General features: G+C 66.0%; 21 protein-coding genes. 12 read left to right on the top strand and 9 right to left on the bottom strand.

Annotation, left to right across the window (positions count from 1 at the left end):
- Nucleotides 1-28 precede the first annotated feature (28 nt).
- Nucleotides 29-1,075 (bottom strand): NAD(P)-binding domain-containing protein, encoded by a 1,047-nt coding sequence (locus tag VF168_00330; GenBank protein ID HEX7002621.1) that lies wholly within the window; start codon nt 1,073-1,075, stop codon nt 29-31.
- A 79-nt stretch (nt 1,076-1,154) separates the two neighbouring features.
- Between VF168_00330 and VF168_00325 the strand changes: the two genes are divergently transcribed.
- Both VF168_00325 and VF168_00320 read left to right on the top strand, forming a co-directional pair.
- Nucleotides 1,155-1,775, top strand: coding sequence for a GntR family transcriptional regulator (locus VF168_00325; protein HEX7002620.1), 621 nt, complete (start codon nt 1,155-1,157; stop codon nt 1,773-1,775).
- A gap of 28 nt (nt 1,776-1,803) precedes the next feature.
- Nucleotides 1,804-3,120: a hypothetical protein gene (locus VF168_00320; protein HEX7002619.1), complete on the top strand. Its 1,317-nt coding sequence runs from the start codon at nt 1,804-1,806 to the stop codon at nt 3,118-3,120.
- Here VF168_00320 and VF168_00315 read toward each other — a convergent pair.
- Nucleotides 3,117-4,736 (bottom strand): amidase, encoded by a 1,620-nt coding sequence (locus VF168_00315; protein ID HEX7002618.1) that lies wholly within the window; start codon nt 4,734-4,736, stop codon nt 3,117-3,119. The genes VF168_00320 and VF168_00315 overlap by 4 nt on opposite strands.
- A 98-nt stretch (nt 4,737-4,834) precedes the next feature.
- Between VF168_00315 and VF168_00310 the strand changes: the two genes are divergently transcribed.
- The gene (locus VF168_00310; protein ID HEX7002617.1) at nt 4,835-5,344 is read left to right on the top strand and encodes a hypothetical protein; all 510 of its coding nucleotides are present in this window, start codon (nt 4,835-4,837) and stop codon (nt 5,342-5,344) included.
- Between the two features lie 70 nt (nt 5,345-5,414).
- Here VF168_00310 and VF168_00305 read toward each other — a convergent pair whose 3' ends face one another.
- The 3 genes from VF168_00305 to mgtE form a co-directional block, all read right to left on the bottom strand.
- Nucleotides 5,415-5,780 (bottom strand): hypothetical protein, encoded by a 366-nt coding sequence (locus VF168_00305; GenBank protein HEX7002616.1) that lies wholly within the window; start codon nt 5,778-5,780, stop codon nt 5,415-5,417.
- Nucleotides 5,773-7,218 carry an NAD-dependent succinate-semialdehyde dehydrogenase gene (locus VF168_00300; GenBank protein HEX7002615.1) on the bottom strand — a complete coding sequence of 482 codons (1,446 nt, stop codon included), beginning with the start codon at nt 7,216-7,218 and terminating at the stop codon, nt 5,773-5,775. Before VF168_00300 ends, VF168_00305 begins: the two co-directional genes overlap by 8 nt.
- A gap of 121 nt (nt 7,219-7,339) precedes the next feature.
- Entirely contained in the window at nt 7,340-8,731 is a 1,392-nt protein-coding gene (gene mgtE, locus VF168_00295; GenBank protein HEX7002614.1) for a magnesium transporter, read from the bottom strand.
- A 165-nt stretch (nt 8,732-8,896) separates the two neighbouring features.
- Here mgtE and VF168_00290 point away from each other — a divergent pair, with 165 nt between their 5' ends.
- The 4 genes from VF168_00290 to VF168_00275 all read left to right on the top strand — a co-directional run bounded on the left by VF168_00290 (nt 8,897) and on the right by VF168_00275 (nt 12,087).
- Nucleotides 8,897-9,451, top strand: coding sequence for a hypothetical protein (locus VF168_00290; GenBank protein ID HEX7002613.1), 555 nt, complete (start codon nt 8,897-8,899; stop codon nt 9,449-9,451).
- Nucleotides 9,452-9,719: 268 nt separating this feature from the next.
- On the top strand, nt 9,720-9,998 hold the full coding sequence (locus tag VF168_00285) for an HU family DNA-binding protein (GenBank protein HEX7002612.1): 279 nt from the start codon (nt 9,720-9,722) through the stop codon (nt 9,996-9,998).
- Nucleotides 9,999-10,061: 63 nt separating this feature from the next.
- Nucleotides 10,062-10,781: a 5'-methylthioadenosine/adenosylhomocysteine nucleosidase gene (locus VF168_00280; protein ID HEX7002611.1), complete on the top strand. Its 720-nt coding sequence runs from the start codon at nt 10,062-10,064 to the stop codon at nt 10,779-10,781.
- 340 nt (nt 10,782-11,121) lie between these two features.
- Nucleotides 11,122-12,087 (top strand): TerC family protein, encoded by a 966-nt coding sequence (locus VF168_00275; protein HEX7002610.1) that lies wholly within the window; start codon nt 11,122-11,124, stop codon nt 12,085-12,087.
- 104 nt (nt 12,088-12,191) lie between these two features.
- Here VF168_00275 and VF168_00270 read toward each other — a convergent pair whose 3' ends face one another.
- A complete protein-coding gene (locus VF168_00270) occupies nt 12,192-14,057 on the bottom strand; it encodes a glycogen debranching N-terminal domain-containing protein (protein ID HEX7002609.1) in 1,866 nt (621 codons plus the stop codon).
- Nucleotides 14,058-14,252: 195 nt separating this feature from the next.
- Here VF168_00270 and VF168_00265 point away from each other — a divergent pair, with 195 nt between their 5' ends.
- The 4 genes from VF168_00265 to VF168_00250 all read left to right on the top strand — a co-directional run bounded on the left by VF168_00265 (nt 14,253) and on the right by VF168_00250 (nt 19,171).
- Nucleotides 14,253-14,477 carry a DUF2905 domain-containing protein gene (locus VF168_00265; protein ID HEX7002608.1) on the top strand — a complete coding sequence of 75 codons (225 nt, stop codon included), beginning with the start codon at nt 14,253-14,255 and terminating at the stop codon, nt 14,475-14,477.
- A gap of 201 nt (nt 14,478-14,678) precedes the next feature.
- Nucleotides 14,679-17,414, top strand: coding sequence for a pyruvate dehydrogenase (acetyl-transferring), homodimeric type (aceE, locus tag VF168_00260; GenBank protein HEX7002607.1), 2,736 nt, complete (start codon nt 14,679-14,681; stop codon nt 17,412-17,414).
- 12 nt (nt 17,415-17,426) lie between these two features.
- On the top strand, nt 17,427-18,767 hold the full coding sequence (locus VF168_00255; GenBank protein HEX7002606.1) for a 2-oxo acid dehydrogenase subunit E2: 1,341 nt from the start codon (nt 17,427-17,429) through the stop codon (nt 18,765-18,767).
- Nucleotides 18,768-18,871: 104 nt separating this feature from the next.
- Entirely contained in the window at nt 18,872-19,171 is a 300-nt protein-coding gene (locus tag VF168_00250) for a DUF2087 domain-containing protein (protein HEX7002605.1), read from the top strand.
- 46 nt (nt 19,172-19,217) lie between these two features.
- Here VF168_00250 and VF168_00245 read toward each other — a convergent pair whose 3' ends face one another.
- Nucleotides 19,218-22,238, bottom strand: coding sequence for a PHP domain-containing protein (locus VF168_00245; protein HEX7002604.1), 3,021 nt, complete (start codon nt 22,236-22,238; stop codon nt 19,218-19,220).
- 81 nt (nt 22,239-22,319) lie between these two features.
- Here VF168_00245 and VF168_00240 point away from each other — a divergent pair, with 81 nt between their 5' ends.
- Nucleotides 22,320-22,955, top strand: coding sequence for a UdgX family uracil-DNA binding protein (locus VF168_00240; protein HEX7002603.1), 636 nt, complete (start codon nt 22,320-22,322; stop codon nt 22,953-22,955).
- Nucleotides 22,956-23,116: 161 nt separating this feature from the next.
- Here VF168_00240 and VF168_00235 read toward each other — a convergent pair whose 3' ends face one another.
- Complete coding sequence (locus tag VF168_00235; protein HEX7002602.1) at nt 23,117-23,938, bottom strand: AAC(3) family N-acetyltransferase; 822 nt, start codon at nt 23,936-23,938, stop codon at nt 23,117-23,119.
- Nucleotides 23,938-24,732, bottom strand: coding sequence for an AAA family ATPase (locus tag VF168_00230; protein ID HEX7002601.1), 795 nt, complete (start codon nt 24,730-24,732; stop codon nt 23,938-23,940). The genes VF168_00235 and VF168_00230 overlap by 1 nt, the downstream gene beginning before the upstream one ends.
- Nucleotides 24,733-24,833: the final 101 nt, after the last annotated feature.

The following is a 24,833-nucleotide window of genomic DNA, read 5'->3' as shown; positions in this document are numbered from 1 at the left end:
ACCTCCCCGGCGATTCAGCCGGCCTCGTTCACTCCGACCGGCGGTCCGCGATGCGCTTGGCGAGGTAGCGGGCGTCGCGGTGCACCCAACCGAGCAGGGCCGAACCGGTAGTGTGTTGCCAACGCAGCCCCAGGAAGTAGAGGCCCGGCACCGACGTCACTCCGCGTCTGTGGAGGGGCCGGCCTTCGTCATCGAACACGGGGAGTCGGATCCAGCTGTAGGCGTTGCGGTAGCCGGTCGCCCATACGACGTTGCTGAAGCTCGCGCGCGAACCGTCTGCGAAAGTCACGGTGTCGCCCTGGGCGTCAACGGCCCGGGGCGCGCGCTTCAATCGCTCTCCCAGGAGTGACGGCGGTCGATCCCCGATGAGGATGTTGTCGTTGCTGCTCATCCGTCTGCCCAGCGCACTGTTCGCCGGCACCAGCATGATGCCCGTCGCCCGGATCCACCAGAAGATGCTTCGTCCCAAGATCCGCAGCGGCACCCGCGGCAACTCCCTACCGGAGAGGACGACGTCGCGTGTTGCCGCGAGATCGACGGCGATCTGCCAGCCGGAGTTGCCGGTGCCGACCACCAGTACATCCCCGGGCGGCAGCGACTCGGTGTTCCTGTACTCCGAGCTGTGGAGTTGGGTCACGTGGGGGTCGAGTCGATCTGCGAACGGTGGGATGTAGGGCCGCTGGAAGGGGCCGGTCGCCACGACCACCTGCTTCGCCAGAACCGTCGAATCCTCCGTCTCGAGCAGGAAGTCGTGGCCCCGCCGTTCGAGCGCCACGACCTCCTGGTTCAGCCGAACGGGCAGGTCGAACACCTCCGCGTACCTCGCCAGGTAATCGGCCACCTCATCCTTGCCCGGAAAACTGTCTGGCCGCGCCGGGAAGGGCAGACCCGGCAGGGCATCGTAACGGGCCGGGGAGAAGAGGGTGAGCGAGTCCCAGCGCCGGCGCCAGGAGTAGCCGACCTGGGGGCCGCTGTCGAAAATCTGGAAGTGGGCCCCCTGACGCTTCAGGTAGTAGCCGAGGGCGAGGCCAGCCTGGCCGGCGCCGACGATGACGACTTGGAACGCCTCGGGCACGGGCCGATCGTAGCAGTCGGCGTCGTGATGCCGCACCGTTAACTTGACTAATAACTAGCGAACTAGCAAAAATAGAGACATGGACCTGGATCTCGACCGCCATTCCCCGTTGCCCCTCCATGAGCAGCTGACGGCACAGCTTCGGCTACTGGTCGATACCGGTGAACTCCGGCCCGGCGATCCTCTGCCGACTATAAAAACTATGGCATCGGACTTGGCCGTGAACCCTAACACCGTCGCCAGCGCCTACCGGACGCTCGAGAACGAAGGCTACCTGCACCAGCGAAAGAGGGCCGGGACGCGAGTGGCGCAGTCGCCGCCTCGTGACCCGGCAGGCATACTCGCCGGCCGGCTGGCGGCCGAGGCGGCCAAACGCGCGAGCGCGGCCGGCCTCAGCACAAGCGACCTGTTGAGGGCGGTTGCCGCTCAGAGCGCTCTGGTAAGCCGGAAGCCCAAGCTCAGTGTCGCCGTGCTGGCCGCGACCGAACTACAGGCCCGGAGGCTGGCCGCGAAGACCGAGGCCGTCCTGGGGGACGGGTTCCTCTGCATGCCCCTCACCCCCCTGAGCTACGACAGCATCGACTATCACCTGACCGTCATCGACCCGCAGCTCACCTCGGGTCTAGGCGGCAGGCCGGAGTCAGCGCCCCTCCCCACCTACCTTCGGTACGGACCCGAGTTCCCGGCGGGCGCGGACTGAGCCGGAAGCGAGCAGCGAGGAGACGGAAGTGAACAAGGTACGAGACGTAGAACAGCCCGACTACTTCGAGACGGCTTTCCCGCCCGGTTCGTTCCCCCGCTACGACTGGATCGATCGTCCCGCTACCCTGCCCGCCGAGGCGTGGACGACCGAAACCACCCACAGGGATGGACAGCAGGGCGGTCTGCCACTCTCCACCGAACTGTCGATCGCTATCTACGAGATCCTCTGCGAGTTCACCGGATCGTCAGGGGCGATACGACAGGCAGAGTTCTTCCCCTACCGGCCCTCCGACCGGGCGGCACTGGAAGCAGCTCTCGAGCGCTACCGCTCCGGCGCCCCCATCGAGCCGACTACCTGGATACGGGCTGTGAGGCGGGACGTGGAGCTCATCCGCGAACTAGGGGTGCGTGAGACGGGGATGCTGGCGTCGGCCTCCGACTACCACACGTTCTACAAGTTCCGGCCGGGTGGGCGCTCAGCGGCGGCCGCCGCCTACCTGGAAGCGGTGCGGATGGCGCTCGACCTCGGCATCCGGCCGCGCCTCCACCTCGAGGACGCAACCAGGGCGTCGATGGAGTTCATGGCGCCGTTCGTCGAGGAGGTACTGGAGGTCGCCTCGGGCTATGGACCCGAACTTCGCCCCAAGTTCAGGGTCTGCGACACCATGGGGTTGGGACTGCCTTACGACGACGTCGCCCTTCCTCGCAGTATCCCGCGCACCTTCAGGAGGCTTCGCGAGCTGGGCCTCGCGTCCGCCGACCTCGAGTTCCACCCGCACAACGACACCTGGCTGATAGTCCCCAACTGCCTGGCAGCGGTGCGCGAGGGCTGCGCGGTCATAAACGGAACCACACTGGGGAAGGGCGAACGTACCGGCAACGCTCCACTGGAAGGGGTGCTGCTTCACCTCATCGGCATGGGCTACTTCCGGAACGGCCCGCCCGACTTCACGGTCCTGAACCGACTCGTCGAGCTCTACCGTGAGATGGGCCAGGAACCCCCTGCCAACTATCCGCTCTACGGCAGTGACGCTCATAGGACTCGGGCAGGTGTCCATGCCGACGGGCTCAACAAGTTCTGGCGCATGTACGCCCCGTTCGACGTGCCTGGCCTCCTGGGCAGGCCCCTCGAAGTCTCCCTGACGAAGGAGTCTGGCAGCGCCGGGCTGGTGTTCCTCATCCGTCAGCACCTGGGCCTGGATCTCGCCAAGGATGATCCGGCGATAGCAGAGATCCAGGCGCAGATCGACCGGCAGTGGGCCGAGGGTCGCACCACGGGGATCGACTGGCCCGAGCTGGAGCCACTGGTTAGGGAGAGGCTGGAGACGCCCACGGGTAGCTAGGGGAGGCGAGTGAGATCGGGCCGGAGGCGTCCTCCTTCTTCCGCCACCACCAGGTTCTCGACCTCCCTCGCCAGCGTCAACGTCTCCTGTTCGGCGTAAAGACCGCCGCTGACCGTCATGCTTTCCTGGACCGGTACACCCCTCTCGTCGAGCCCGAGCGGCACCGACACCGAAGGATTGCCAGTGGCGTTGGTGAGGAAGAGGTTGGCGTAGAAGCCGGACGGGCACAGGTAGGCGTCGATCCCTTCGAAGAGCGCGGACATCGCTTTCACCGCTATGCTGCGCAGCCGGTTCGCCTGGACGTATTCGACCGCCGGAACGAGTCGCGCCGCCCGGAAGAGATTGGGCCACGAGCCTTGCCCCTGCTGCGCGAGGTGGTCATCGCCGCCCCTCCGGGTGAGCGCGTCGAAAGCGGCCGCCGCCTCTACCATCAACACCGTCATGATCGGTTCCGCTCCGAAGTCGGGCAGCTCTATCGGGACGAGTTCGATCCCTCGGGATTCGAGCCCCTCGAGAATCCTCTGACGACGGTCCCCTGCCGGACCCTCGTTCCCGAACGCCTTCTCTACGTAGCCCACCTTCAGGTCGCGGGCGGAGGCCCTGCCGTCCCACTCGAATCCGAAGTCGACGACGCTCGCGTCCTTGCCGTCAGGCCCGGCGATGGCCTGCAGTACCAGGGCGCAATCCTCTGCCGTTCGGGCTAGCGGACCAAGCTTGTCAAGGCTCCATGCCAGAGCCATGGCTCCATAGCGGGAGACCCTGTTGGCGCTGGGCCGCAACCCCACGACGCCGCAGCGGATCGACGGGCTGATTATCGAGCCCATCGTTTCGGAGCCGATCGCGAACGGAACCAGACCGGCCGCGACGGCCGCCGCCGATCCGGCAGATGACCCCGACGATCCGTTCCCGGGGTCCCACGGGCTCAGCGTCATCCCACCGAACCAGACGTCCCCCATCGCCAGCTCCCCAAGTGAGAGCTTGGCGACCAGCACGGCTCCGGCACGTTCGAGTCGCTCCACCACGCTGGCGGCCTCCTCGAAGCGCTGGTCCCGGTAGGGCGAGGCGCCCCAGGTGGTGGGGTAGCCGGGGACAGCCAGGAGGTCCTTGGCTCCGTACGGGATGCCGTGCAAGGCGCCACGATCTATCCCGGCTGCCAGCTCCTCATCCGCCCTGGTCGCCGCCTCGAGCGCCAAGTCGCTGGTGAGCGTGACCAGACAGCGGAGCTTGGGCCCGAAGCGCTCGAGGCGCTCGAGGCAGAGGCGGGTCAGCTCGAGAGAGGTCAGCGACCCCGAACGCAGCAACCGCGCGAGTTCGCTGACCGACAGGAACGGCAGGTCCTCCGCCCCTACCGAGTCGAGCCCGGGCCCGCCCGGGAGTGCGGGCGGGATCGGGTCGAGCGGGGGAGCTGGCGGGCGCGGGTCGAAGTAGAGGGCCGGGGCGACGCTGTTGTCGAGCCCTACCCTGCGGGCCTGGTCGAATCCCCGTAGCTGTTCCAGAGCCCGGGGCAGCAGCAGCCACCGTTCAGCCTCGGTGAACGAGATGCCAGCTAGCTTCTCGAACGCGCTGACGTCTTCGACCGTGATGCGAGGCTCCTCGCCCCCTGTCGTGTCGTCCATGGAGCCATTCTGACCCGCGGCAACGACCGCCGAGCCAGCCCGGCACTCCCGCCTGGAAATGTCATCCTTGAGCGGAGATCGGCCGAACGGAGGAGTGGATGAAGAGAAGAGTGGTGATCTTGTGTCTGCTGTCGGCATTGTCCGCCTGTGCCCCGTCGATCCGCGGGGGCAGCGCCGGTGATCCGATTCTGGCAGAGAACGCACAGCAGGTCGTGATGGAGCAGGGGAGCGAGAAGTTCCTGCGGCTCGACTACACGCTGGAGGATTTCGGGCTCAGGCGCAGCGACATAGCCGGAGCTTTCTGGATCCCGGAAGGCGTGGACGAGGAGAGTGCCAATATGAGCACCCGCTTCGCCCTCACCGATGTGATAGTTCCGGCCGGCTGGGAGCTCGAGCTCGTCGACATCAGGGCCTACCGGACGATCGAGACGCGCTACGGCCGGGACACCGGGGAGGTGACCCTGCGGATTTCGCCGGTACTGCGGCTGTACGTTCCCGCCGATGCGGATCTGGGTGAGTCGACCGTGAGGGCCGAACTCGACTCGCGGGACGGTGAAGCCCTGGAGATCGAACTGCCGGTCCGGGTGAGAGCGCCCCAGATTCGCTAGGTTCGAACGAGTCTCGAGGTCCGATAGGGCGAGGTCGCTCGTTCGCCCCGGGCCCGAGCCAGCGTAACAGCTACCACTCCCGCTCGAGTCCGGTGATGAGCCAGCGCTCACCGTCTCCGGCGGAGTTCGAGCGCTTGAGCGAGACCAGGAAGCGGGCGCGTCCGCCGTCGAGGGCGGCAACCGTCAGCACTTGCCTAGCGGAATCGCCGATCCGCTCCAATGGTCCCCGTTCCGTCCCGCGCGAGTCGATCAGCGGCGAGAAGAGCTCGTTGCCCAGCAGGCGCTCGAGATGTTCGGTACCACCCGCGCTGCGCCTCAATTTGGCCGCTCCGTTAGCCCACAGGAACTGGGCCGCCTCCCGACGCGAACTCGAAAAAGCTCCGAGGAGGTCGTCGATCAGTCGCTCGGCTGGATGCGCCGCTTCGTCCTCAGCCAAGCTGGCCGGGAAGACCCATCGAGACGTACTTGATCTCGAGGTACTCGTCGATCCCCCAGGGACCGCCTTCGCGCCCGAGTCCCGACTGCTTGAACCCGCCGAACGGGGTGTGAGGCGCCGATGGAACACCGTCGTTGACGCCCACGATCCCGTAGTCGAGCGCCTCGGACACGCGCCAGGCGCGGGAGAGGTCGTTGGTGTAGACGTAGGCGGCCAGCCCGTAGGGGGTGTCGTTCGCCCTCGAGATCACTTCCGTCTCGCTACCGAACGAGAGCAGCGGTGCGACCGGTCCGAACGTCTCCTCGTGCATGAGCCTCATGTCGGAGTTGACACCGGTGAGTACGGTCGGCTGGAAGAAGAGGCCTTCGCCCGGTGAGCCGCCCAGCACCACCTGCGCGCCCTTCGATACGGCATCCTCGACGTGAGCGACGACCTTCTCCAATCCCTGGCGGTCGACCAGCGGCCCCACGTCCGTGGACTCGCTCAACGGATCGCCCACCTGCAGCGCCTCGACCGCCCGCACGTAGCGTTCGGTGAAATCATCGAAGATCGCTTCTTCGACGTACACGCGATTGGTGCAGACGCAGGTCTGGCCGGCATTGCGGAACTTGCAGGCGACCACCTCTGCGACCGCCTTTTCGAGTTCGGCATCCGCGAATACCAGGTAGGGTGCGTGGCCCCCCAGCTCGAGCGAGATCTTCTTCACCGTGTCGGCCGACTTCCGGTAGAGGATCTTGCCTACCTCTGTCGAACCGGTGAAGGTCACCTTGCGGATGCGCGGATCCTCGAGGAGCGCGTCCGAGATCGGCACCGGGTCGAGGGCCGGGAGCACCTGGAGCGTGCCGGCGGGGCCGCCCGCCTGCTGCCACAGATCGGCGAGCATGAGCGCCGAGAGGGGCGTCTGCTCGGCCGGCTTGACTATCATCGTACAACCTGCGGCGAGCGCCGGAGCTGCCTTGCGCGTGATCATCGCAGCCGGGAAGTTCCAGGGCGTAACGGCGTAGACAGGACCCACAGGTTGCTTCATGGCGAGCAGACGCTTGCCGCCGGCATGACTCGGTATCAGACTGCCGTAAGCGCGCTTGGCCTCCTCGGCGTACCACTTCACGAAGCCGGCCGCGTACCTCACCTCGCCGCGCGACTCGCGGAGCGGCTTTCCCATCTCCAGGCTCATCGTGCGCGCGAGGTCTTCGCTGTTCTCCATCATCAGGTCGAACCAGCGCATGAGGATCTCGCTGCGTTCGAAGGCAGTCGTGGCCCTCCACGAAACGAACGCTTCCCACGCCACCGAAGCCGCTTGCCGGGCGTCGTCGGGGCCGCAGTCGGCCACCTGCGCCAGCGGTTCTTCGTTGACCGGGCTGGTGACCGTGAAGGTCCGCTCGGTCTCATGCCAGTCATCGGTCATGAACCGTCGTTCGAACGAAGCCAGGGTTGCCATGGGCCAGTCTAGCAATCGCAGGTCGCAGATGCCGTCGTGCTGAGCGCGGACTGGGCGCTACCGGGCCGGCGTCGACGAAGCGGCACTCACCAGCGGAAGACGCGCGGCGAGATCGCGTCGGCTACAGCAGAACGCCGCGCAACACCGAAGCGGCGATCGTGAAATAGATGACGATGCCGGTGACGTCGACGAGCGTGGCCACGAACGGCGTCGAGGAGGTAGCAGGGTCTACCCCTACGCGCTTGAGGAAGAGCGGGAGCAGGCCGCCCACTAGAGTTCCCCAGATGACGACGCCCAGGAGCGACAGGAAGATCGTTATGCCCATGTAGTGCCAGGCACCGCCGTACTCCTCACCGAGCCAGTCGCCCACGGCCACCCTGAGGAAACCCAGGGCGCCCATGATCCCGCCCAGCGCCAGGCCCGAGGCGAGCTCGCGCCGCATCACTCGCCACCAGTCCTCGAGTCGCACCTCGCCCACGGCCAACGCGCGGATGGTGAGAGTAGCCGCCTGCGAGCCGCTGTTCCCGCCGCTCGAGATGATGAGAGGCAGGAAGAAGGTCAGGACCAGCGCTTGGGAGATCTCGGCCTGGAAGTAGCCCATCGCGTTGGCGGTGAGCATCTGCCCGAAGAAGAGGAGGATCAGCCACAGCGACCGTTTGCGGATGAGCTTGCCCAGCCGGATGGTGAGATAGGGCTCGTCGAGCGCTTCGGAGCCGCCCAATTTGTGGAAGTCCTCGGTGGCCTCGGCCTCGGCGACGTCCAGGACATCGTCCACGGTCACTATCCCGACCAGGATCCCTTCGCTGTCGACCACGGGCAGAGCGGTTCGGTCGAAGCGGCGGAAGACGGCCACCGCCTCCTCCTGGTCGTCGCTGGCGTTGAGCGCTACGAACTGCCGGTCCATCAGGTCCTCGATCAGGACTTCGGGGTCGGTCAACAGGAGTTCGCGCATGCGCAGGTCGTCGATGAGCTTGCCGCCCTTGGCCACCACGTAGACGACGTTCAGCGTCTCGCTGTCGCGACCGAAGTGGCGCACGTGTTCCAGCGCCTCGCGAACCTTCCATTGCGGCTTGACCGCCACCCAGTCGGGCGTCATGAGCCGCCCGATGCTCTCCTCCGGATAGCCCAGCAGCTGCGTCGCCACCAGCCTTTCTTCGGGTGAGAGCAGGTTGAGCAGCCGCTTCGTCACCTTGCCCGGCAACTCCTCGAGCAGAGCGGTGCGGTCGTCCGGCGACATGTCGTCGAGGATCGAGGCCACGTCGTGGTCGCCCAATGCCTTGAGCAGAGCCTCCTGCGCGTCGAACGGCAGGTGCTCGAAGGCGAGAGTGGCGACACTCTTGGGCAGGAGCCTGAACACCACCGCCTGATTCTCGTGGCCCAGTGCCAGGAGCAGATCGGCGAGGCTCGGTGGGTCGAGCGCCTCCAGGCGCCGCCGGATCTCGAAGAAGCGCCGCTCTCCAATGAGTTCCCGGAGGCGGCTCACCTCCTCCTCGCGAAAGCCGGTTTCGACCATGCCCCTTGCCTCCAGATCGCCAGAATCGCCGTGTTCGACCGTGCATCGGCAATGCTACCGCGAGATCGACGCGCTCCTTCGTCGATTCGTCGGTCCGCTCCTGAGCCGCCCGGCGCAGAGGAGCCACTCCTTGGCTCATCGTGCGGCAGAGCCTATGCTGTCCGAATGAACAGACAGTTCCGCCGGGCTCAGGAGAAGCAGGACAAGAAGCAGCAGAAGGAGAAAACGCGGCGACGCGAGGAGCGCAAGGCCAAGGTCAGCCAGATGCGACAGGCCCGGCGGCAGCGGAGCGATGCGAAGCAGACCAGGGAGACTGGGGCCGAGAAGGCTCCGGACGGTTCGACGAAGCCCACGCGGGGCCGTGCACCCGGCCGCTTCTCCGGCGTGCTGGCGGCAGTCACCGTCTTCTTCATCACGCTGCAGGGCACCTCCGCCGAAGAGGAGGATCTCGTCGGCTGGCAGGAGGCCGCGCAGCCTTTCGTCTACCCGGCTTTCTACCTCATGCTCGGCTACTTCGCTACGCTCTGGTTCATGCGTCGGGGGACCGATCGAGCTGCGCTGATGAGCGTGCTGGGGGGCGTGCTGCTGGCCATCGGCGTGACGGTGGCTCGCCTCGTCCAGGACCTCCCGCTCGAGCCGTTGCCGCTCGTTCTGATACTCCCCGCACTCGTCCTCGGGGCGTATCTGGGCCGGCTGGTGTTCATCGCTACGCCGCGCTAGGCGCTCAGAAGGCCCGCCGGGTCGGCTTTCCGTGGCGCTCACGGCGTTCCGGGCCGCTCCTGTGACGATGATTACAATGCCATCGGGCGGTTTCCCAGGTTGGCGTGCACCACGCCCAAACGGCTCGTCTACACTTTCCCGCTGAACTGCAAGTTATCTCACTTGGGCCCCGGAATCCGCATGAGAAACGGCAAAAACGGCCGTCGACCCCTTGCCAAACCTTCACGGCCGCTGGTACCTTAGGGCAGTTCTCGAAAGGAGGGACTCAGTGGCAGTTTCCAAGGCAGATCTAGTCGATCAGATTGCTGGAGAGACCGGCATGAGCAAGAAGGACGTCAAGGCGGTTATCGACGGCATGCTCGGCCGCGTGACGACCAACCTCAAGAAGGGTGAGAAGGTGCAACTCACCGGCTTCGGCACCTTCGAAGTGCGCGAGCGCAAGGCCCGCAGCGGCGTCAAGCCAGGCACGACCGATCGCATCGAGATCCCGGCGAGCAAGTACCCGGCGTTCAAGCCCGGCAAAGGTCTCAAGGACAGCGTTCAGTAAACTCGCACTGATGTGAGGGCGCTCCGCACCGACGGGGCGCCCTCGGCCTTTGGAGATCACCACTTGAGTCCTCCCGGACCGGTAGCCATCCTCGGCGCAATGCCGGAGGAGATCCAGGCGCTGCTCGAAGCCCTCGAGGCCCGTAGCCAGGAGATCTCCTCGGGTGTCGTCATCCACCGCGGGCGACTCGAGGGGAAAGAGGTCGTGCTGGCTCGGTCGGGGGTCGGCAAGGTCAACGCCGCGGCCGTTGCGCAACTGCTCGCGTCGGCGGGCCCGCGCGCCCTCATCTTCACCGGTGTCGCCGGTGCTGTCGATCCTTCTCTGAGCACAGGCGACCTGGTAGTCGGTGTCGAGGCACTGCAGCACGATGTGGACGTGACAGCCCTTGGCTACGAGCTGGGCAGGGTACCGGGCGAGGCCCTGGTCTGGAAGGCCGCGCCGGACCTGGTAGAAATTGCGCTCGAGGCGGCAGCCCGGCTTGCGGCTGACAGCGAGGAGTTCGGCGAAGTGCAGATCTTGAGGGGCCGGGTGGCATCGGGTGATCAGTTCGTAGCGGACACCGCCCGCACCACCCACCTGCGAGAGGTGTTCGCCGCGACCTGCGTCGAGATGGAGGGGGCGGCAGTGGCCCAGGTGTGTAACCGTGCGGGCGTCCCCTTCGTGATCATCCGCTCTATAAGCGACAGCGCCGACGGTGAGGCTCAGATGTCGTTCCGCGAGTTCACCGAGTTGGCGGCCGGGCGGGCGAAGGCGCTCGTTCGAGCGATGCTGCGCCGACTCTGAGCACGTCCGCGGACTCGACGGGAGCGAAGGGTCGCGACGGTTCCGGCTCTGGGGCCCTGGGCTCGACCGACACATGGGGGGCACCGACTCCGCCCCGGGTCACGGGCTCCGGGCCCTGAACTCGGGGCCGTGAACTGGGGTCCAAGCCCCGACCGACACTTGGTCCGTCGGTCACGTAGTACGATGTGCGGGCACAGGGGAGTAGCCACCCGACACAAATCTCAAATCGGGGTTGCGCATCGTCAACACGGTCTCCGGCGGGGAGCCCGGTGCGCGAGGATAGAAGCGAGACCTGACAGCTGCGGCCGGCGCGGCCGCGGCTAGTCAGGAGGCCTAACTCGTGGAAGTCCCGCTAATCTTCTGGATCGGATTCCTGGTCTTCGTCCTGGCGATGCTGGCTCTGGACCTGGGCGTCTTCAACCGCAAGGAGCACGTCATCTCGGTAGGCGAGGCCGCCCGCTGGGTGGCGTTCTGGGTGAGCCTCGGTCTGCTCTTCAACGCCGGACTCTACTTCCTGGCCGGACCCCAGGTGGGGATCGAGTTCCTCACCGGCTACCTGATCGAATACTCGCTCTCTGTCGACAACATATTCGTCTTCGTGCTGCTCTTCTCCGCTTTCTCGGTGCCGGCACGCTATCAGCACCGCGTGCTCTTCTGGGGGATCCTCGGGGCGCTCCTCATGCGCGGGGCGATGATCTTCCTCGGTGTCGCCCTGATCGAGAACTTCCATTGGATCATCTACTTCTTCGGCGCCTTCCTGGTGTTCGCCGGTCTGCGCCTGCTCTTCAAGGGCGACGACGACGAGCTGATCGACGTACAACGGAATCCGATTCTCCGGCTCATACGCCGCTTCATACCGATTACCGAGCGGTACCACGGCTCCCGCTTCTTCATCCGGAACGGCGGTCAGCTTGCCGCTACGCCGTTGCTGCTGGTCCTCGTGCTCATCGAAGCGACCGACGTCGTATTCGCCGTAGACAGCATTCCCGCCATCTTCGCCATCACCCAGGAGCCGTTCATCGTCTTCACCAGTAACATCTTCGCGATCCTGGGCCTCAGGAGCCTCTACTTCCTGCTGGCTGGCATCATCGACAGGTTCGTCTACCTCGAGTATGGCCTCGCCGTGATCCTGAGCTACGTAGGCGTGAAGATGCTCGTGAGCGCCTTCTGGCACCCGCCTACCTGGATGAGCTTGGCGGTGATCGTGGCGGTACTGGCGGTCAGCATCGGGGCGTCGCTCATGAGCAAGAAGCGCAAGCACATCCCCGAAGGCAGCGCGATGAAGACCGAGGCTCATCACGAGTGAAGGTAGCTCGGGCGGCGCCTCCCGCCCGTAGCTATACCCTCCCCCGGCGCTCGTCACCTGCCTCTCCGGTGGAGGCAGAGGGCCGAGACGGACCGCTCGGGCTCTCAATCGTCCGGCAGCGACAGCAGGTAGACGGTCGTAGCCGCGTCCCAGGCCTGCGGTCTGCACGCGACCGGGTAGGGGATCGGCGGGCTGGAAGTGGATCCGGGCGAGTGAGCCGGGCTCCGGTCGTAGCCTCCGACCAGCTCGGGCAGCCGCAGGTCGGGTTGGGTCTGGGCCAGGTCGAAGAGAGCATCTCTTACCCGGGAAGCCTCGGCTGTGAAGCCGTAGTTGGCCATTCCTGCCGCTATCAGGGCGCTGTCGTGAGGCCACACCGAGCCGTTGTGGTAGGAGACCGGGTTGTAACGCCGTTCGGTGCTGCCGAGCGTGCGGAAGCCCCAACCGCTCCAGTTCTTGGCCGAGAAGAGCGTCTCGACCAGTCTGGGCGCCCGCTCCCGGGGCACTATGCCGCTCCACAACAGGTGACCGGCATCGGAGTTGTGGACCGCGAGGGGTCTCTTCTCACCATCCAGCGCCAGCGCGTAGGTGCCCATCTCTTCGATCCAGAACGCTCCGTCGAAGGCGGCCCGAAGCTCCCCGGCACGCTCCCGATAGCGTGAAGCTGCCTCCGCCTCGCCGAGTTCTGCGTAGAAGCTGGCGGCCGCCAGGTACGCCTCGAAGGCGTAGCCCTGGACCTCGGAGACGGCCAGTTCACCCTGAGCGAGTGTGCCGTCCGAGTGACTCATGGAGTCCTCGGAGTCTTTCCACGACTGAACGTTCAGCCCCTCCCCGGGCCGTGCCGGCGTGAACTCGAGGAAACCGTCGCCGTCGATGTCGCCCTCGCGCTCCATCCAGTCGAGGGCAGCCTCCCAGTTGGGCCTGAGCTCCCGCACCAGTTCGGGCCTGCCTGCGGTCTCATGGAGTCTGCCCAGAAGGACTATGAAGAGCGGAGTCGCATCGACCGTGCCGTAGTAGGGGGAGTGAGGCACCCGGCCGGTGCGGGCGAGTTCGCCGAAGCGCAACTCGTGCATGATCTTCCCGGGGGCTTCGGCGCGGAACGGATCGTGCCGCTTCCCCTGGTGACGGGCGAGGTACCGGAGTGTTCCCTCGGCGACTTCGGAAGCCCACGGCAGCAGCATCGCGCCCGTCAACAGGGCGTCGCGCCCGAACGCGGCCACGAACCAGGGGATGCCGGCGGCAGGGAAGGGGCCGTCCTCGGTGAAGAGGAGCAGCGCGCGCAGGTCGTCGATCGCCCTCTGAACCACCCGCTGCCTGCCCGTCGGGATCGACAGGGCCGAGAACCGCTCGCGCCACTCCAGGTAGTCGATGCGGGGCACGACCTCGACGCTGCCGTCCTGCATCTCCACCTCGACTTCCAGCGTTCGCGTTTCGCCCGGCTGGAGTTCGAGAACGAATCGAGCCCTGCCCGTGTCCTTCCACTCTGGGGCCTCCGACAGCGACAGCAGGGTGGCGATCTCGCGGCCATCACGCGCCCGGTAGTCGAGTCGAGCGTTGCTGCCTTCATGCTTGCGCTTCACTCGCCGGTCGGTCTCCCCCCAGCCGCGAACCTCGAACAGGTCGGCGAAGTCGCTGTCGAACTCGAGTTCGAGAGTCACGACCCTGGGCTCGAGACCGGTTGCTTCGACGACCAGCGTGTCGAGCAGTCGATCGGCGCTCACCCTGACCGTACGTCGCAGAGCCAGCTGTTGGTGATGGTTGTCGAGGAGGGCATGGTGCGCCCGGAACCGGTCGGGGCGCGCCGAGTCGATGAGCAGCGTCTGCAGCTCCGGTGTGACTCGCCAACGGTAGCGGTCGAGGAAGCGGGTATCTCTGCTGTACAGGCCGCGCTCGCCTCGTTCCACCTGGCCTTCCTGGTCCGCCACCAGGAAGGCGTAGTTCTCCTTGAGTACGATGTTCCTGCTGAAGTCCATGCGGTTCCTCGGTCGGACGGGCGGGCAGCTGCACCCGTCGGCTCTTCGCGCCTCCGAACGATACCCCTTCCGGAAGATAGCTCTGGGAACCGGTGAACTGGCCGAGCACCGGCACCGCCGACCTGCCCCGGGAGCAGCTTCTCGAGCAGGTAAAGGGGCCACCTGCCCGCTTCCGCTCCGCTATATCCTCGGGCGATGGCAAGACTTCTGATCATCTTCGGACTGCTCCTGCTACTGGCCGGCGTTCTCCTCGCCTTCTTCCCCCGAGCCCTCTCCTGGTTCGGTTCGCTGCCAGGGGATATAGACATCCGCCGCGGCAACACCCGGGTGTTCATCCCGCTCGGGTCGATGCTGGTGGTGAGCGTAGGCCTGACCATCCTGCTGAACCTGATCGCCTGGCTGCTCCGCTACTTCCGCTGAAGCACACCCGAGCCGGAGAAATTACGTTAGTAGCGGCTTCGGAGCGCCGAGCGCCGGGGTGTAGACTGGGTCGACAGGCCCGTCGACGGGCGCAACACAAGCAGAGGCGACGACGGCATCGAAGGATCCACCCGGCACCGCAAGAGACGATCACGCCGGAACGACGATGCACGTCCACTCGTGAGAGGACAGAAGCTGGCAATGGCAGACGTACTGGACGAACTACTGAACGTCGATCGTTCGCAACTGGAGCCGGCCGAGAGGCGGGAACTGGATCGGATCGAGACGCGCGAGTGGCTCGAGTCGCTCGATTACGTACTCGCCTCGGGCGGGCCCGAACGAGTCCTGGAGATCCTCGATAGGCTCGAGGGCCATGCCAGGCGACACGGCGTGGAGCTGGAGTTCACCCAGACCACCCCGTACGTGAACACCATCCCGGGCGAGGAAGAGCCCGAGTATCCCGGCGACCTTCAGCTCGAGCGGCGGATCCGCAACCTCATCCGCTGGAACGCGATGGCCATGGTGGTGCGAGCGAACAAGCTCTCGGACGGGATCGGCGGCCACATCTCCAGTTACGCCTCGGCTGCAACCCTCTACGAGGTGGGTTTCAACCACTTCTTCCGTGGTCCGGACGCAGGCGTCGACGCCGATCAGATCTACTTCCAGGGGCACTCCTCGCCCGGTATCTACGCTCGCTCCTACCTCGAGCGGCGTTTCGACGTGGAGCGCCTGCGGAACTTCCGGCGCGAACTCCAGGACGACCCGGGGCTCTCCTCCTACCCGCACCCGTGGCTCATGCCCGACTACTGGAGCTTTCCCACGGTATCGATGGGCCTCGGGCCGATCATGTCGATCTATCAGGCGCGCTTCAATCGCTATCTTGAGAACCGCGGCCTCAAGCCGCGTGGCAACGGCAAGGTGTGGGCGTTCCTGGGAGATGGTGAGACCGACGAACCGGAAACCCTGGGGGCTATCAAGGTCGCGAAACGGGAGAAACTGGACAACCTCATCTGGGTCGTCAACTGCAACCTGCAGCGCCTCGACGGGCCGGTGTACGGCAACGGACAGATCATGCAGGAGCTCGAGGGTCTCTTCCGGGGCGCCGGCTGGCACGTGATCAAGGTCGCCTGGGGCCGGGGCTGGGATGCTCTCCTCGAGAAGGACGAGGAAGGCGTGCTCATCGAGCGCTTCAATCAGCTCGTCGACGGCGAATCGCAGCGCTACGCCGCCTTCGGGGCCGAGGAGTTGCGCGAGAAGTTCTTCAACACCCCCCAGCTCCAGAAGCTCATAGAAGGCTGGAGCGATGAGGACATCGATCAGCTCAACCGGGGCGGTCACGACCCGATCAAGGTGTTCGCGGCGTACAAACGCGCCGTGGAACACAGCGGCTCGCCGGTCGCGATCCTCGCCCGCACCGTCAAGGGTTACGGACTAGGCGAATCGGGCGAAGGGAAGAACGTCACCCACCAGCAGAAGAAGCTCACCGAGGACGAGATGCGGGCCTTCCGCGACCGCTTCGACATACCCATCTCCGACGATGAGATAGGGAAGTTCCCCTTCTACCGCCCGCCGGAAGACAGTCCCGAGTTCCGCTATCTGATCGAGCGGCGCGAGGCGTTGGGCGGATTCGTGCCGCAACGGCGGGTGAAGGCGGAACCCCTCGATCCCCCGGCGAGCGAACTGTTCGAGGAGTTCTTCGAGGGCACCGGCGAGCGCGCCGTCTCGACCACGATGGTCTTCGTATCGATCCTCCGCAAGCTGCTTCGCGACGAGACCTGGGGCCGGCTGGTGGTGCCGATCATCCCCGACGAGGCCCGCACCTTCGGCATGGAGGCGCTTTTCCGGCAGATAGGCATCTACTCGAGCATCGGCCAGCTCTACGAGCCTGTCGACAAGGAGAACCTGCTCTACTACAAGGAGTCGAAGGACGGCCAGATCCTCGAGGAGGGGATCACCGAGGCCGGCTCGATCTCCTCCTACATCGCAGCGGGTACCGCCTACGCAACGCATGGCGTCAACACCATCCCCTTCTTCGTCTACTACTCGATGTTCGGTTTCCAGCGCATAGGCGACCTCGTATGGGCGGCGGGCGACATGCGCACCCGCGGCTTCATGCTCGGCGCTACTGCCGGACGTACCACCCTCGCTGGCGAGGGCCTGCAGCACCAGGACGGCAACTCGCATGTGCTGGCCTATCCGGTACCCACCCTCAAGGCCTACGACCCGGCGTTCGCCTACGAACTGGCGATCGTGATCCGGGACGGCATGAGGCGGATGTACCGGGAGCAGGAGGACCTGCAGTACTACCTCACCATCGGCAACGAGAACTACCCGCAGCCGGCCGCGCCGGAACACCTGAGTCGCGAGGAGCTCGAGCGGGGTGTACTGAAGGGGCTCTACCTCTTCCGGCCGTCACCTCATGGCAAGGGCAAGGGCAAGTTCAAGATGCGGGCGCAACTGTTCGGTTCCGGCTCGATCATGAACGAGGTACTCGAGGCACAGGAGCTGCTGGCCAAGTACGAGGTGGCCGCCGACGTCTGGAGCGCGACCTCATACAAGGAGTTGCACCTGGACGCCCTCCAGACGGAACGTTGGAACAGGCTGCATCCGCAGGAAGAGCCTCGCACCAGTTTCGTAGCGTCGACACTGGCGGACCGCGAAGGGGTGTTCGTCGCGGCGTCAGACTACCTGAGACTGCTGCCCGACGCGCTCTCCGGCCACCTGCCGCGGCGCATGGTCGCTCTCGGTACCGACGGTTTCGGACGAAGCGAGGCGCGTGAGGAGCTGCGCGACTTCTTCGAGGTCGACGCGAGGTACATCGCGATCGCGACGCTCTCGGCCCTCGCTGACGAGGGTGAACTCGGCCGTGATACCGTTGTCCGGGCGATGAAGGACCTGGAGATCGACGGGGACAAGCGGAACCCGTTCGTTTCCTGAGGGAGAGTGCAAGTGGCTAAAGAGTTCAAGCTCCCGGAGGTCGGTGAGGGCATCGAGGCCGGCACCGTCGTCCGTGTTCTGGTCGACGTGGGTGACCGGATCGAGGTCGACCAGCCCGTGCTCGAGCTGGAGACGGACAAGGCGGTGGTAGAGGTCCCCTCCACCGTGGCGGGCACCGTCGAGTCGATAGGGGTCAAGGAGAACGAAGAGGCCAAGGTCGGGCAGGTGGTTCTCACCGTTGGTGAGGGCAGCGACGCAGCGGAGAAGCCTGCGGCGGAGGCCGAACCGGAAGCCGTCGAAGCGAAGCCGGATGAAGGCCGAGGCTCACCGGTGCCGGCGGAACGGCGCCGCGAGGGCGAGCCGCGCGATGGGGCCGAGACCGGTCCGCTGCAGGCATCGCAGCGCCGGCCCACGCCACCGACACCGGCCAGAGAAGCCGGGGGCGATGGCGGCCTCGTCCCGGCTGCTCCGTCGGTGAGGCGGCTGGCCCGGGAGAAGGGGATCGACATCCGGCAGGTACCGGGCAGCGGACTGCTCGGCAGGATCTCGGCCCAGGACGTCATCCGCTTCGTCGAGGGAGGCGCAGCCGCCAGCGCCGGTCCGGCACGCCCGGCGGCGGCCCCTCTGCCCGACTTCTCGAAGTGGGGCGAGGTGGAGCGCAAGCCTATGAGCGGCGTCCGCAAGGCGACGGTCAGGTCGATGACCAATGCCTGGGCGACCGTGCCGATGGTCACCCACTTCGACAAGGCCGACATCACGGAGTTCGAGCGCCTGCGAAAGCGTTACGGCAAGCGTGCCGAGGAGGTGGGGGCCAAGCTCACGCCCACCGCCATGATCCTCAAGATCGTGGCCGCCGCCCTCAGGCGCTTCCCCGACTTCAACGCCTCCATCGACACCGACGCGCAGGAGATCGTCTACAAGAAGTACGTGAACGTAGGGGTAGCTGTAGACACCGACTCAGGGCTGCTGGTCCCGGTCATCCGGGACGCCGACAAGAAGAGCATGATCCAGCTCGCTGTCGAGCTGGGCGAGTTGGCAGAGAAGGCGCGCGACCGGAAGCTGGGACTGGATGAGATGCAGGGCGGCAACTTCAGCGTGAGCAACCTGGGAGGGATCGGCGGTACCGGCTTCACTCCCATCGTCAACCCGCCCGATGTTGCGATTCTGGGGGTGTCACGGGGCGATTACCAGCCGGTATTCGATCGCGACAAAGGCAAGTTCGTTCCTCGGCTGATCATGCCGGTGTCGCTCACTTACGATCACCGTCTCATCGATGGCGCTGCCGCCGCCAGGTTCCTCCGCTGGATCTGCGAGGCGATCGAGGAGCCGTTCCTTCTGACTATCGAGGGGTAGACCCTGGCGAAGCAGATCGACGACTATCTCCCGAAGTCCGTCTTCACCCGCCGCTTCCCCGGCTTCGGGGAGGCGGTCAACGGGTTGGAGGCGAACCTGAGCTCGTGAGCGATCTCCTTGAATCGACCAGTGCCCTTGTCAAGCAGGGGAGGGCTTTGCGTGAGGCGGGACGGCTCGAGGAAAGCTGTATCGTCCATGCCACCTTCCCTGCTCAGGAGAAGAAGTACCTGGTGCTGGTGCGCTACCTGCTCGAGCAGTTCGAGCCGGGTCGCGAGTACTCTGAAAGAGAGGTCAATGAAATCCTCGGCCGCTTCCACGAGGACACGGCCAGAGTGCGCCGGAGCTTCATCGACTACGGCTACATGGAGCGGGATCCCGCCGGCGCCCGTTACCGGAGAACCTGAGACCTCGACCCGATCAGCTCGCAGCTCCGAAGACCCGCCTCAGTTCCTACCGCTCGTGAAACGGCCTCAGCTCCGTGACCACGAGCTGCAGGTCGCCGTCGGGCGCTCGCACGGTTCCTTCCATCAGGTAAGGCCCGGGCGTCGTGAGCCTGCGGCCAAGGCGCTCGTTCGCAGCCGGGAACAGCACGCCCTCGACGAGCCCGGTCTCATCCTCCCAGGTGAGGTAGCGCAGCTCCCCCTCGCGCGTGGGAACGCGGCGAGCAGCGGCCAGGATCCCGGCGAAGCGTACGGAGCGGTCGATGCGGGTGTCGAGGGCGGTCGCCGGCAAGCAACCCAGTTCCTCTGCTTCTGCCCTCAATAGCCGCATCGGGTGCTCGGTTACGTGCATGCCGAGGATCTCGATCTCGTTGCGTACGCGCACCAACTGCTGGTAGTGCCGGAACTCGTCCGCGTCGGCACCCTCCCGGGGCCGGGCCTCGACTCGGCTCAGTACCTCGCTGAGCGCTCTAGGAGGCACCTCTCCCTCGAACCCTTCGAGCACGACGTCGTGGACATGCGGGTACGCATCGGGGGAGAGGGGCGGCAGTTCGTCGCAGGCGCCCGACAGGATGAGCCCCCTTAGTTCGCTCCTGGCGGGACGGGCGACGTCGATCAACTTCCCCAGGTCGCGGAATGGCCGGCCCCCGATGATGTCGCCGGCGGTTCGGCGGTTAAGGCCCTTGATCGCCGACAGCCCGATCAGCACCCCGTCGCCGACCAGCTTCGCCGAGAGCGCCGACGAATTGACGGAGGGCAACACGATTTCCACGCCCCAACGCTGGATCGCCGCGGCGATCGTGCGAAGCGGGTAGAGGGCGCGGTGATGGTTCAGTAGCGCGCAGCCGAACTGCAGCGGTGCGTGGGTGCGCAGCCAGGCCGCCTTCCAGGCGAGGTCGGCGTAGCTGGCGGCGTGTGCTTCGGCGAACGAGTAGGAGGCGAAACGGGAGGCGGCGCTCCAGGCGTTCTGGGCCGTTCCCGCGCGGGCTCCCGAGTCCACGGCCCTCGTTACGAACTCGTCACCGAGCCGGGTCAATGCCGCGGGATCCTCTCCTGCCGATATCAACGCGCTCCTCAGGGCGTCGGCCGAAGCGAGGCTCATGCCGCCCACGGCCGACAGCAGCCGGATGATGTCCTCGTCGTAGAGCAGTACGCCGTTCGTTCGCAGGAGCCTCTCCCGCAAGTCTGCATATCGTTCGTCATCGACGACTTCGCCCAGCAGTTCGAGCGGCCGGAACCGCTCCTCGCCGCGAGCTCGCCGGATGTAACGCTCCTTGGAGGCTCCGGCTGCGGCACCCGGACGTACCACGGCCAGGGCAGCCACCAGGTCGGAGAACCGTTTCATCGGCAGGCGTCTCAGTACCGAGCGCATCGCCGGACTCTCCACCTGGAAGCAGCCGATCGTATCGGCCCGGTCGAGAGTTTCCCAGGTGAGGGCGTCATCCTTGGGGATCGTCGGCACTCCGGGCAGCCCTTCGAGCGACTCCTGCATCTCGCTCAGGAAGTGATTGCCAAGCAGGTCGATCTTGAGGAAGCCGGCTCGCTCGACCGCGCCGTAGTCGTACTGGGTGACCAGCTTTCCGCCGGGCGCGAGCTCCAGTGGCACCAGCTCGTCGAGGTGGCGGTCGCCGATGACGATGCCGCCAGGGTGGGCTGAGAGGTGCGACGGCATGCCGAGGAGCCGGCGGATGAGCGGTGCCGCTTGCCGAACCGATGGGAGGCCGCTCTGCTGTAACGCCAGTTCTAGCCGGTCGCCCTCGGACAGATCGCGGTCCCTCATCGAGGCGTACTGTCGCACGAGCCAGTCGACCTTGCTGCGCGAGATACCAAGTGCCCCGCTGCCAGCTCTGATGGCGCTGCGGGCGCGGAAGGTGGAGTAGGCGGCGATCCCGGCGACCCGTTCCCTCCCGAACCGGCCCACTACCCAACGGTTGAGCTCGTCACGGCCGATCGAGGCAACGTCGAGATCGATGTCGGGCGGTGCCTGCCGCTGCTCGTGAAGGAATCGCTCGAAGAGGAGGCCGGACGCTACCGGGTCGATGGTGGTGACGCCCAGCAGGAAGGCGACGAGCGATCCGGCTGCGGAACCGCGTCCGGCGGTCTCCACCCGTAGTTCGCGGGCGCCTCTCGCTATCTCGGCGACAGCCAGGAAGTAGTCGGCGAACCCCAGGTTCTCGATCGTTGTCAACTCTCGCTCGAGCCGGGCGGCGTAGGCATCGCCACCGGTGGGAGCGAGGGCATCGAGGGCGTTCCTGCAGCGATTCCTCAGTTCGCCGGCAGCGGCGCCGGGTTGAAGCTCCGGCAGTCGGGGTTGGATCCTTTCCGGGGTCCTCAGGTCGAGCGTGAACGTTTCCACCATCCGCTCTATCTCTTCCGACCGCACCGAGCCGGTGCTCGATGCAGCCGGTCGTCCAGGATCCACTGCGCTGTCGATCCGTGACTGCCGCACCTCGCCCACCGTCAGGCGATGACGTATCGCCATGAGCAAGCGGTGCAGCTGAACGTCCTGTTCCTTCAGCGCGGTGACTTCAGGGATGGCTGCTGTTATCACCCCTGTTCCGGCGAGGCTCGAAGTCGAGTCGAGCATGCGGACCGAGTCGAAGTCCACCCCATGAAGGCGCGCTAGCCTCTCGATGACCCCAACGTCGTCGCTCAGCAAGTAGAGCCCTCCGGTCGCCCCCGCCAGTGACTCCAGCGGATCGCCCGTCTCCGAGCGCCGGCGCCTGCGGCTCGTTATCCGGCACAGATTTCCGTAACCCTCGTCGTCGCGGGCCAGCAGGAGCAGCCGGCCCGCCGCCGGGCCAACGCTGCGCCTCGAGAAGCCGGCACGAAGTTCGACCCCGGTGAGGGGTTTGACGCCTGCCAGGCAGCAGGCATCGTGAAACCTGATCTGCCCGGCAAGAGTCTCGATGTCGGTCAGGGCGAGGGCCGAGACGTTAGACTCCACCGCCCAGCGGACGAGCTCCTCGACGGAGGCGGTGCCGAATCCTAGCGAGTAGTGGCTGTGGGCGATTACGAGCCGTGGTCCCATGGACAAGGTCATTCTCGCGAGCGCCGGGAGTGTGCGCCGTGGAGAAGGCACAACTCGGCCGTGCCGCTATCGTCGGAACCGATGACCGCCAGCGATTATCCGGGGGCAGAGGAGTTCGTGCCGGAACGAGCGAGCATGGAAGCGATGCGCGCTGCGGTGCAGGGTTGCCGCGGCTGCCCGCTCTATCGGGACGCTACGCAGGCTGTTTTCGGCGAGGGGCTGGTGCGCTCCAGGCTGATGCTGGTGGGGGAGATCCCGGGCAACGACGAAGACCTGCAGGGCAAGCCGTTCGTGGGCCCTGCGGGCAGACTGCTGGACCGCGCGCTCGAAGCGGCCGGGATCGACAGGGGCGAAACTTATCTGACTAATGTCGTGAAACACTTCAAGTGGAAGCCGCGGGGCAAGCGCAGACTCCATCGCACGCCGAATCAACGCGAGATCGACGCCTGCCTGCCCTGGCTCGATGCCGAGATCGAGCGGATAAAGCCACGGATCCTGGTGGCGATGGGAGCGACCGCCGCCAAGACCCTGTTCGGTCCGAAGCACCGAGTATCGAAGCAGCATGGGGACCTCGTGGCGTTCGACCGCGCCGATTTCGCGACCTCGACCCTCCACCCGTCGGCGATCCTGAGAAAGCGGGAGGGGAGTGAACGCCGGGAGGAGATGGAGCGGTTCGTTGCGGATCTGCGGAAGGTATGGGGGCTGCTGGAGTCTTAGTCAGGTCGAAGCTATGCTATTCGGCGAGCGGAATCCTGGTCACCACCTGCCTGCGTTCGCTATCGATCCGATAAAGGCAGACTTCGAGCCGGCGCCGAGGCAGCTACTTCTACCTCCATGAGGGTGTACCAGCACGTGAGTATAACCTCATATGAGTAGAGTCAAGCCTGGCGATTCTCCTCCAGCCAACCGACACCGAACTCCACCAATTCCCGCTGACTCATCAGACGAAGCTGGGCCTGGCCCACCTTCGAGACCCGTACGGCGCCGGCGGCTTCGAAATCGCTCCCGAGGGCGTCGAAGTCGTCCGAGTCGTAGTCCAGGGGCCGGTACTCGACCCATTCGCGCCTGCCGTTCCGCAAGACAGCAGAACCTGTCTCTTGCCAAACTTTCCCCCTGTACCGGGCGCGGGCTTCGGCGAGGTGCAGAGACGTGTTGCTGGCGTGCCCCACCCCCAGGAGCAGGACGGAGGCATCGAGGTCGTAGAGCCGGGCCAGAGGCGACCCGTCCCCGAGAGCGTCCTCCAGGTCGTGGTTCGCGGTTATCAACGAAGCTCGCGGGCCGAGTGCAGCGAAGGAAACCGTGGGGTGGACGCTGCGCTTGACGCCGGGCCACGATCTGAACGCTTCGGCGATGACTCCCACTCCCCTGGTGGGCGTCTTCTCGGGATCGAACGGCGGCATCGACTCGCGGATCGTCTGCCACCACTCCCGTGGAACGGGCGGGTTCTGCCACAGGGACGGGTCGCAGTTTTCGCCGTTGTGGCTGGGCATCGCGAGCGTCCCGGATGGCCCGAGGACGATCAGCAGCGCCTCGATCACGGCGACGGGACCGCCCACGACCCAGCCCAGCGAACTGAGCGAACTGTGCACGAGCACCGTCTGCCCCGACTCCAGACCGGCGTTCCGGAGTCCCAGTGCGAGCGACTCGGCCGTAAGCGGACGGCGCGTGGCCCCCACGACCTCGTGCTCGCGCGAACCCATCAGAGGTGCCTCAGGTACGCTTCCGGCGAGTCGAGGAAGGCTCGCATCGTTCGCACATGCTCGAGCTCGTCGAACTCGGCGGCGACGACATCCGCGCCCCGCACCTCGTAGACGCGAGCGCCGGGGTAGGCCATCAGTATCGGGGCGTGGGTGGCGATGAGGAACTGTGCGCCCCTTGCCACCGCCTCCTTGACCAGTGCCAGAAACGCAAGCTGACGGAGCGGTGAGAGAGCGGCCTCCGGCTCGTCGAGCAGGTAGAGACCTGCGCCGCCGAGCCTCCCCTTGAAGAGCGAGAGGAAGCTCTCTCCGTGACTGCGTTCGTCGAGGTCGCCGCCGTACCGACTGTCGGTGGCCGCCAATGAGCCTGCGTAGGGGGAGCTTATCCGCCTCAGCTCCGGTTCCGGCATGCCCGGGTTCTCGTCCCGCAGGCGCTGGAGCTGCGAGCGCATCTCCGACTTCATCCGATTCTGAGCCTTGACGTAACCGAAGTAGTCCTCTGCCCTGAGGAACAGGCCCCGGCGGGTCCGGTGGCTCCAGGAAAGCTTGATCGCGTCTGCCAGCGGAGCGACCTTTCCAAGCGACGGGTCGGCTCCAGCGACCTCGAAGCTGCCCACGACAGGCAGCTCCGCCGCCAGCGCGATCGCCTCCAGCAGCGTGCTCTTGCCGCTGCCGTTCTCTCCGACTATCAGCGTTACCGGCCGGTCGAGCCTGAGTTCGCTGGTACCGCGCAGCATCTCGAGATCGAAGGGGAACTCGTCGCCGGCCGCAGGGAGCCGGATCTCTTCCAGAAGCATCCCCGGATGTTAGCAAGCGGCCATGCGTGGCACCACGTCACGGGCGCCCGGAGATCGATAGGGACCGCAGCTGCAGTGGCAACAGGTGTCACAGACTACGC

The organism is Trueperaceae bacterium, assembly GCA_036381595.1.
GTDB lineage: Bacteria > Deinococcota > Deinococci > Deinococcales > Trueperaceae > DASVCN01.
The sequence above is the reverse complement of the archived record's forward strand: the minus strand, read 5'-3'. Positions and strand labels throughout refer to the sequence as shown.

Bases quoted from the DNA above. Each gene is read 5' to 3' on its own strand.
- VF168_00290 (HEX7002613.1), top strand. From the start codon at position 8,897: ATGAACAGACAGTTCCGCCGGGCTCAGGAGAAGCAGGACAAGAAGCAG.
- VF168_00270 (HEX7002609.1), bottom strand. From the start codon at position 14,057: ATGGACTTCAGCAGGAACATCGTACTCAAGGAGAACTACGCCTTCCTG.
- VF168_00310 (HEX7002617.1), top strand. From the start codon at position 4,835: ATGAAGAGAAGAGTGGTGATCTTGTGTCTGCTGTCGGCATTGTCCGCC.
- VF168_00240 (HEX7002603.1), top strand. From the start codon at position 22,320: ATGACCGCCAGCGATTATCCGGGGGCAGAGGAGTTCGTGCCGGAACGA.
- VF168_00230 (HEX7002601.1), bottom strand. From the start codon at position 24,732: ATGCTTCTGGAAGAGATCCGGCTCCCTGCGGCCGGCGACGAGTTCCCC.
- mgtE (HEX7002614.1), bottom strand. From the start codon at position 8,731: ATGGTCGAAACCGGCTTTCGCGAGGAGGAGGTGAGCCGCCTCCGGGAA.
- aceE (HEX7002607.1), top strand. From the start codon at position 14,679: ATGGCAGACGTACTGGACGAACTACTGAACGTCGATCGTTCGCAACTG.
- VF168_00265 (HEX7002608.1), top strand. From the start codon at position 14,253: ATGGCAAGACTTCTGATCATCTTCGGACTGCTCCTGCTACTGGCCGGC.
- VF168_00315 (HEX7002618.1), bottom strand. From the start codon at position 4,736: ATGGACGACACGACAGGGGGCGAGGAGCCTCGCATCACGGTCGAAGAC.
- VF168_00325 (HEX7002620.1), top strand. From the start codon at position 1,155: ATGGACCTGGATCTCGACCGCCATTCCCCGTTGCCCCTCCATGAGCAG.
- VF168_00235 (HEX7002602.1), bottom strand. From the start codon at position 23,938: ATGGGTTCGCGCGAGCACGAGGTCGTGGGGGCCACGCGCCGTCCGCTT.
- VF168_00300 (HEX7002615.1), bottom strand. From the start codon at position 7,218: ATGGCAACCCTGGCTTCGTTCGAACGACGGTTCATGACCGATGACTGG.
- VF168_00245 (HEX7002604.1), bottom strand. From the start codon at position 22,238: ATGGGACCACGGCTCGTAATCGCCCACAGCCACTACTCGCTAGGATTC.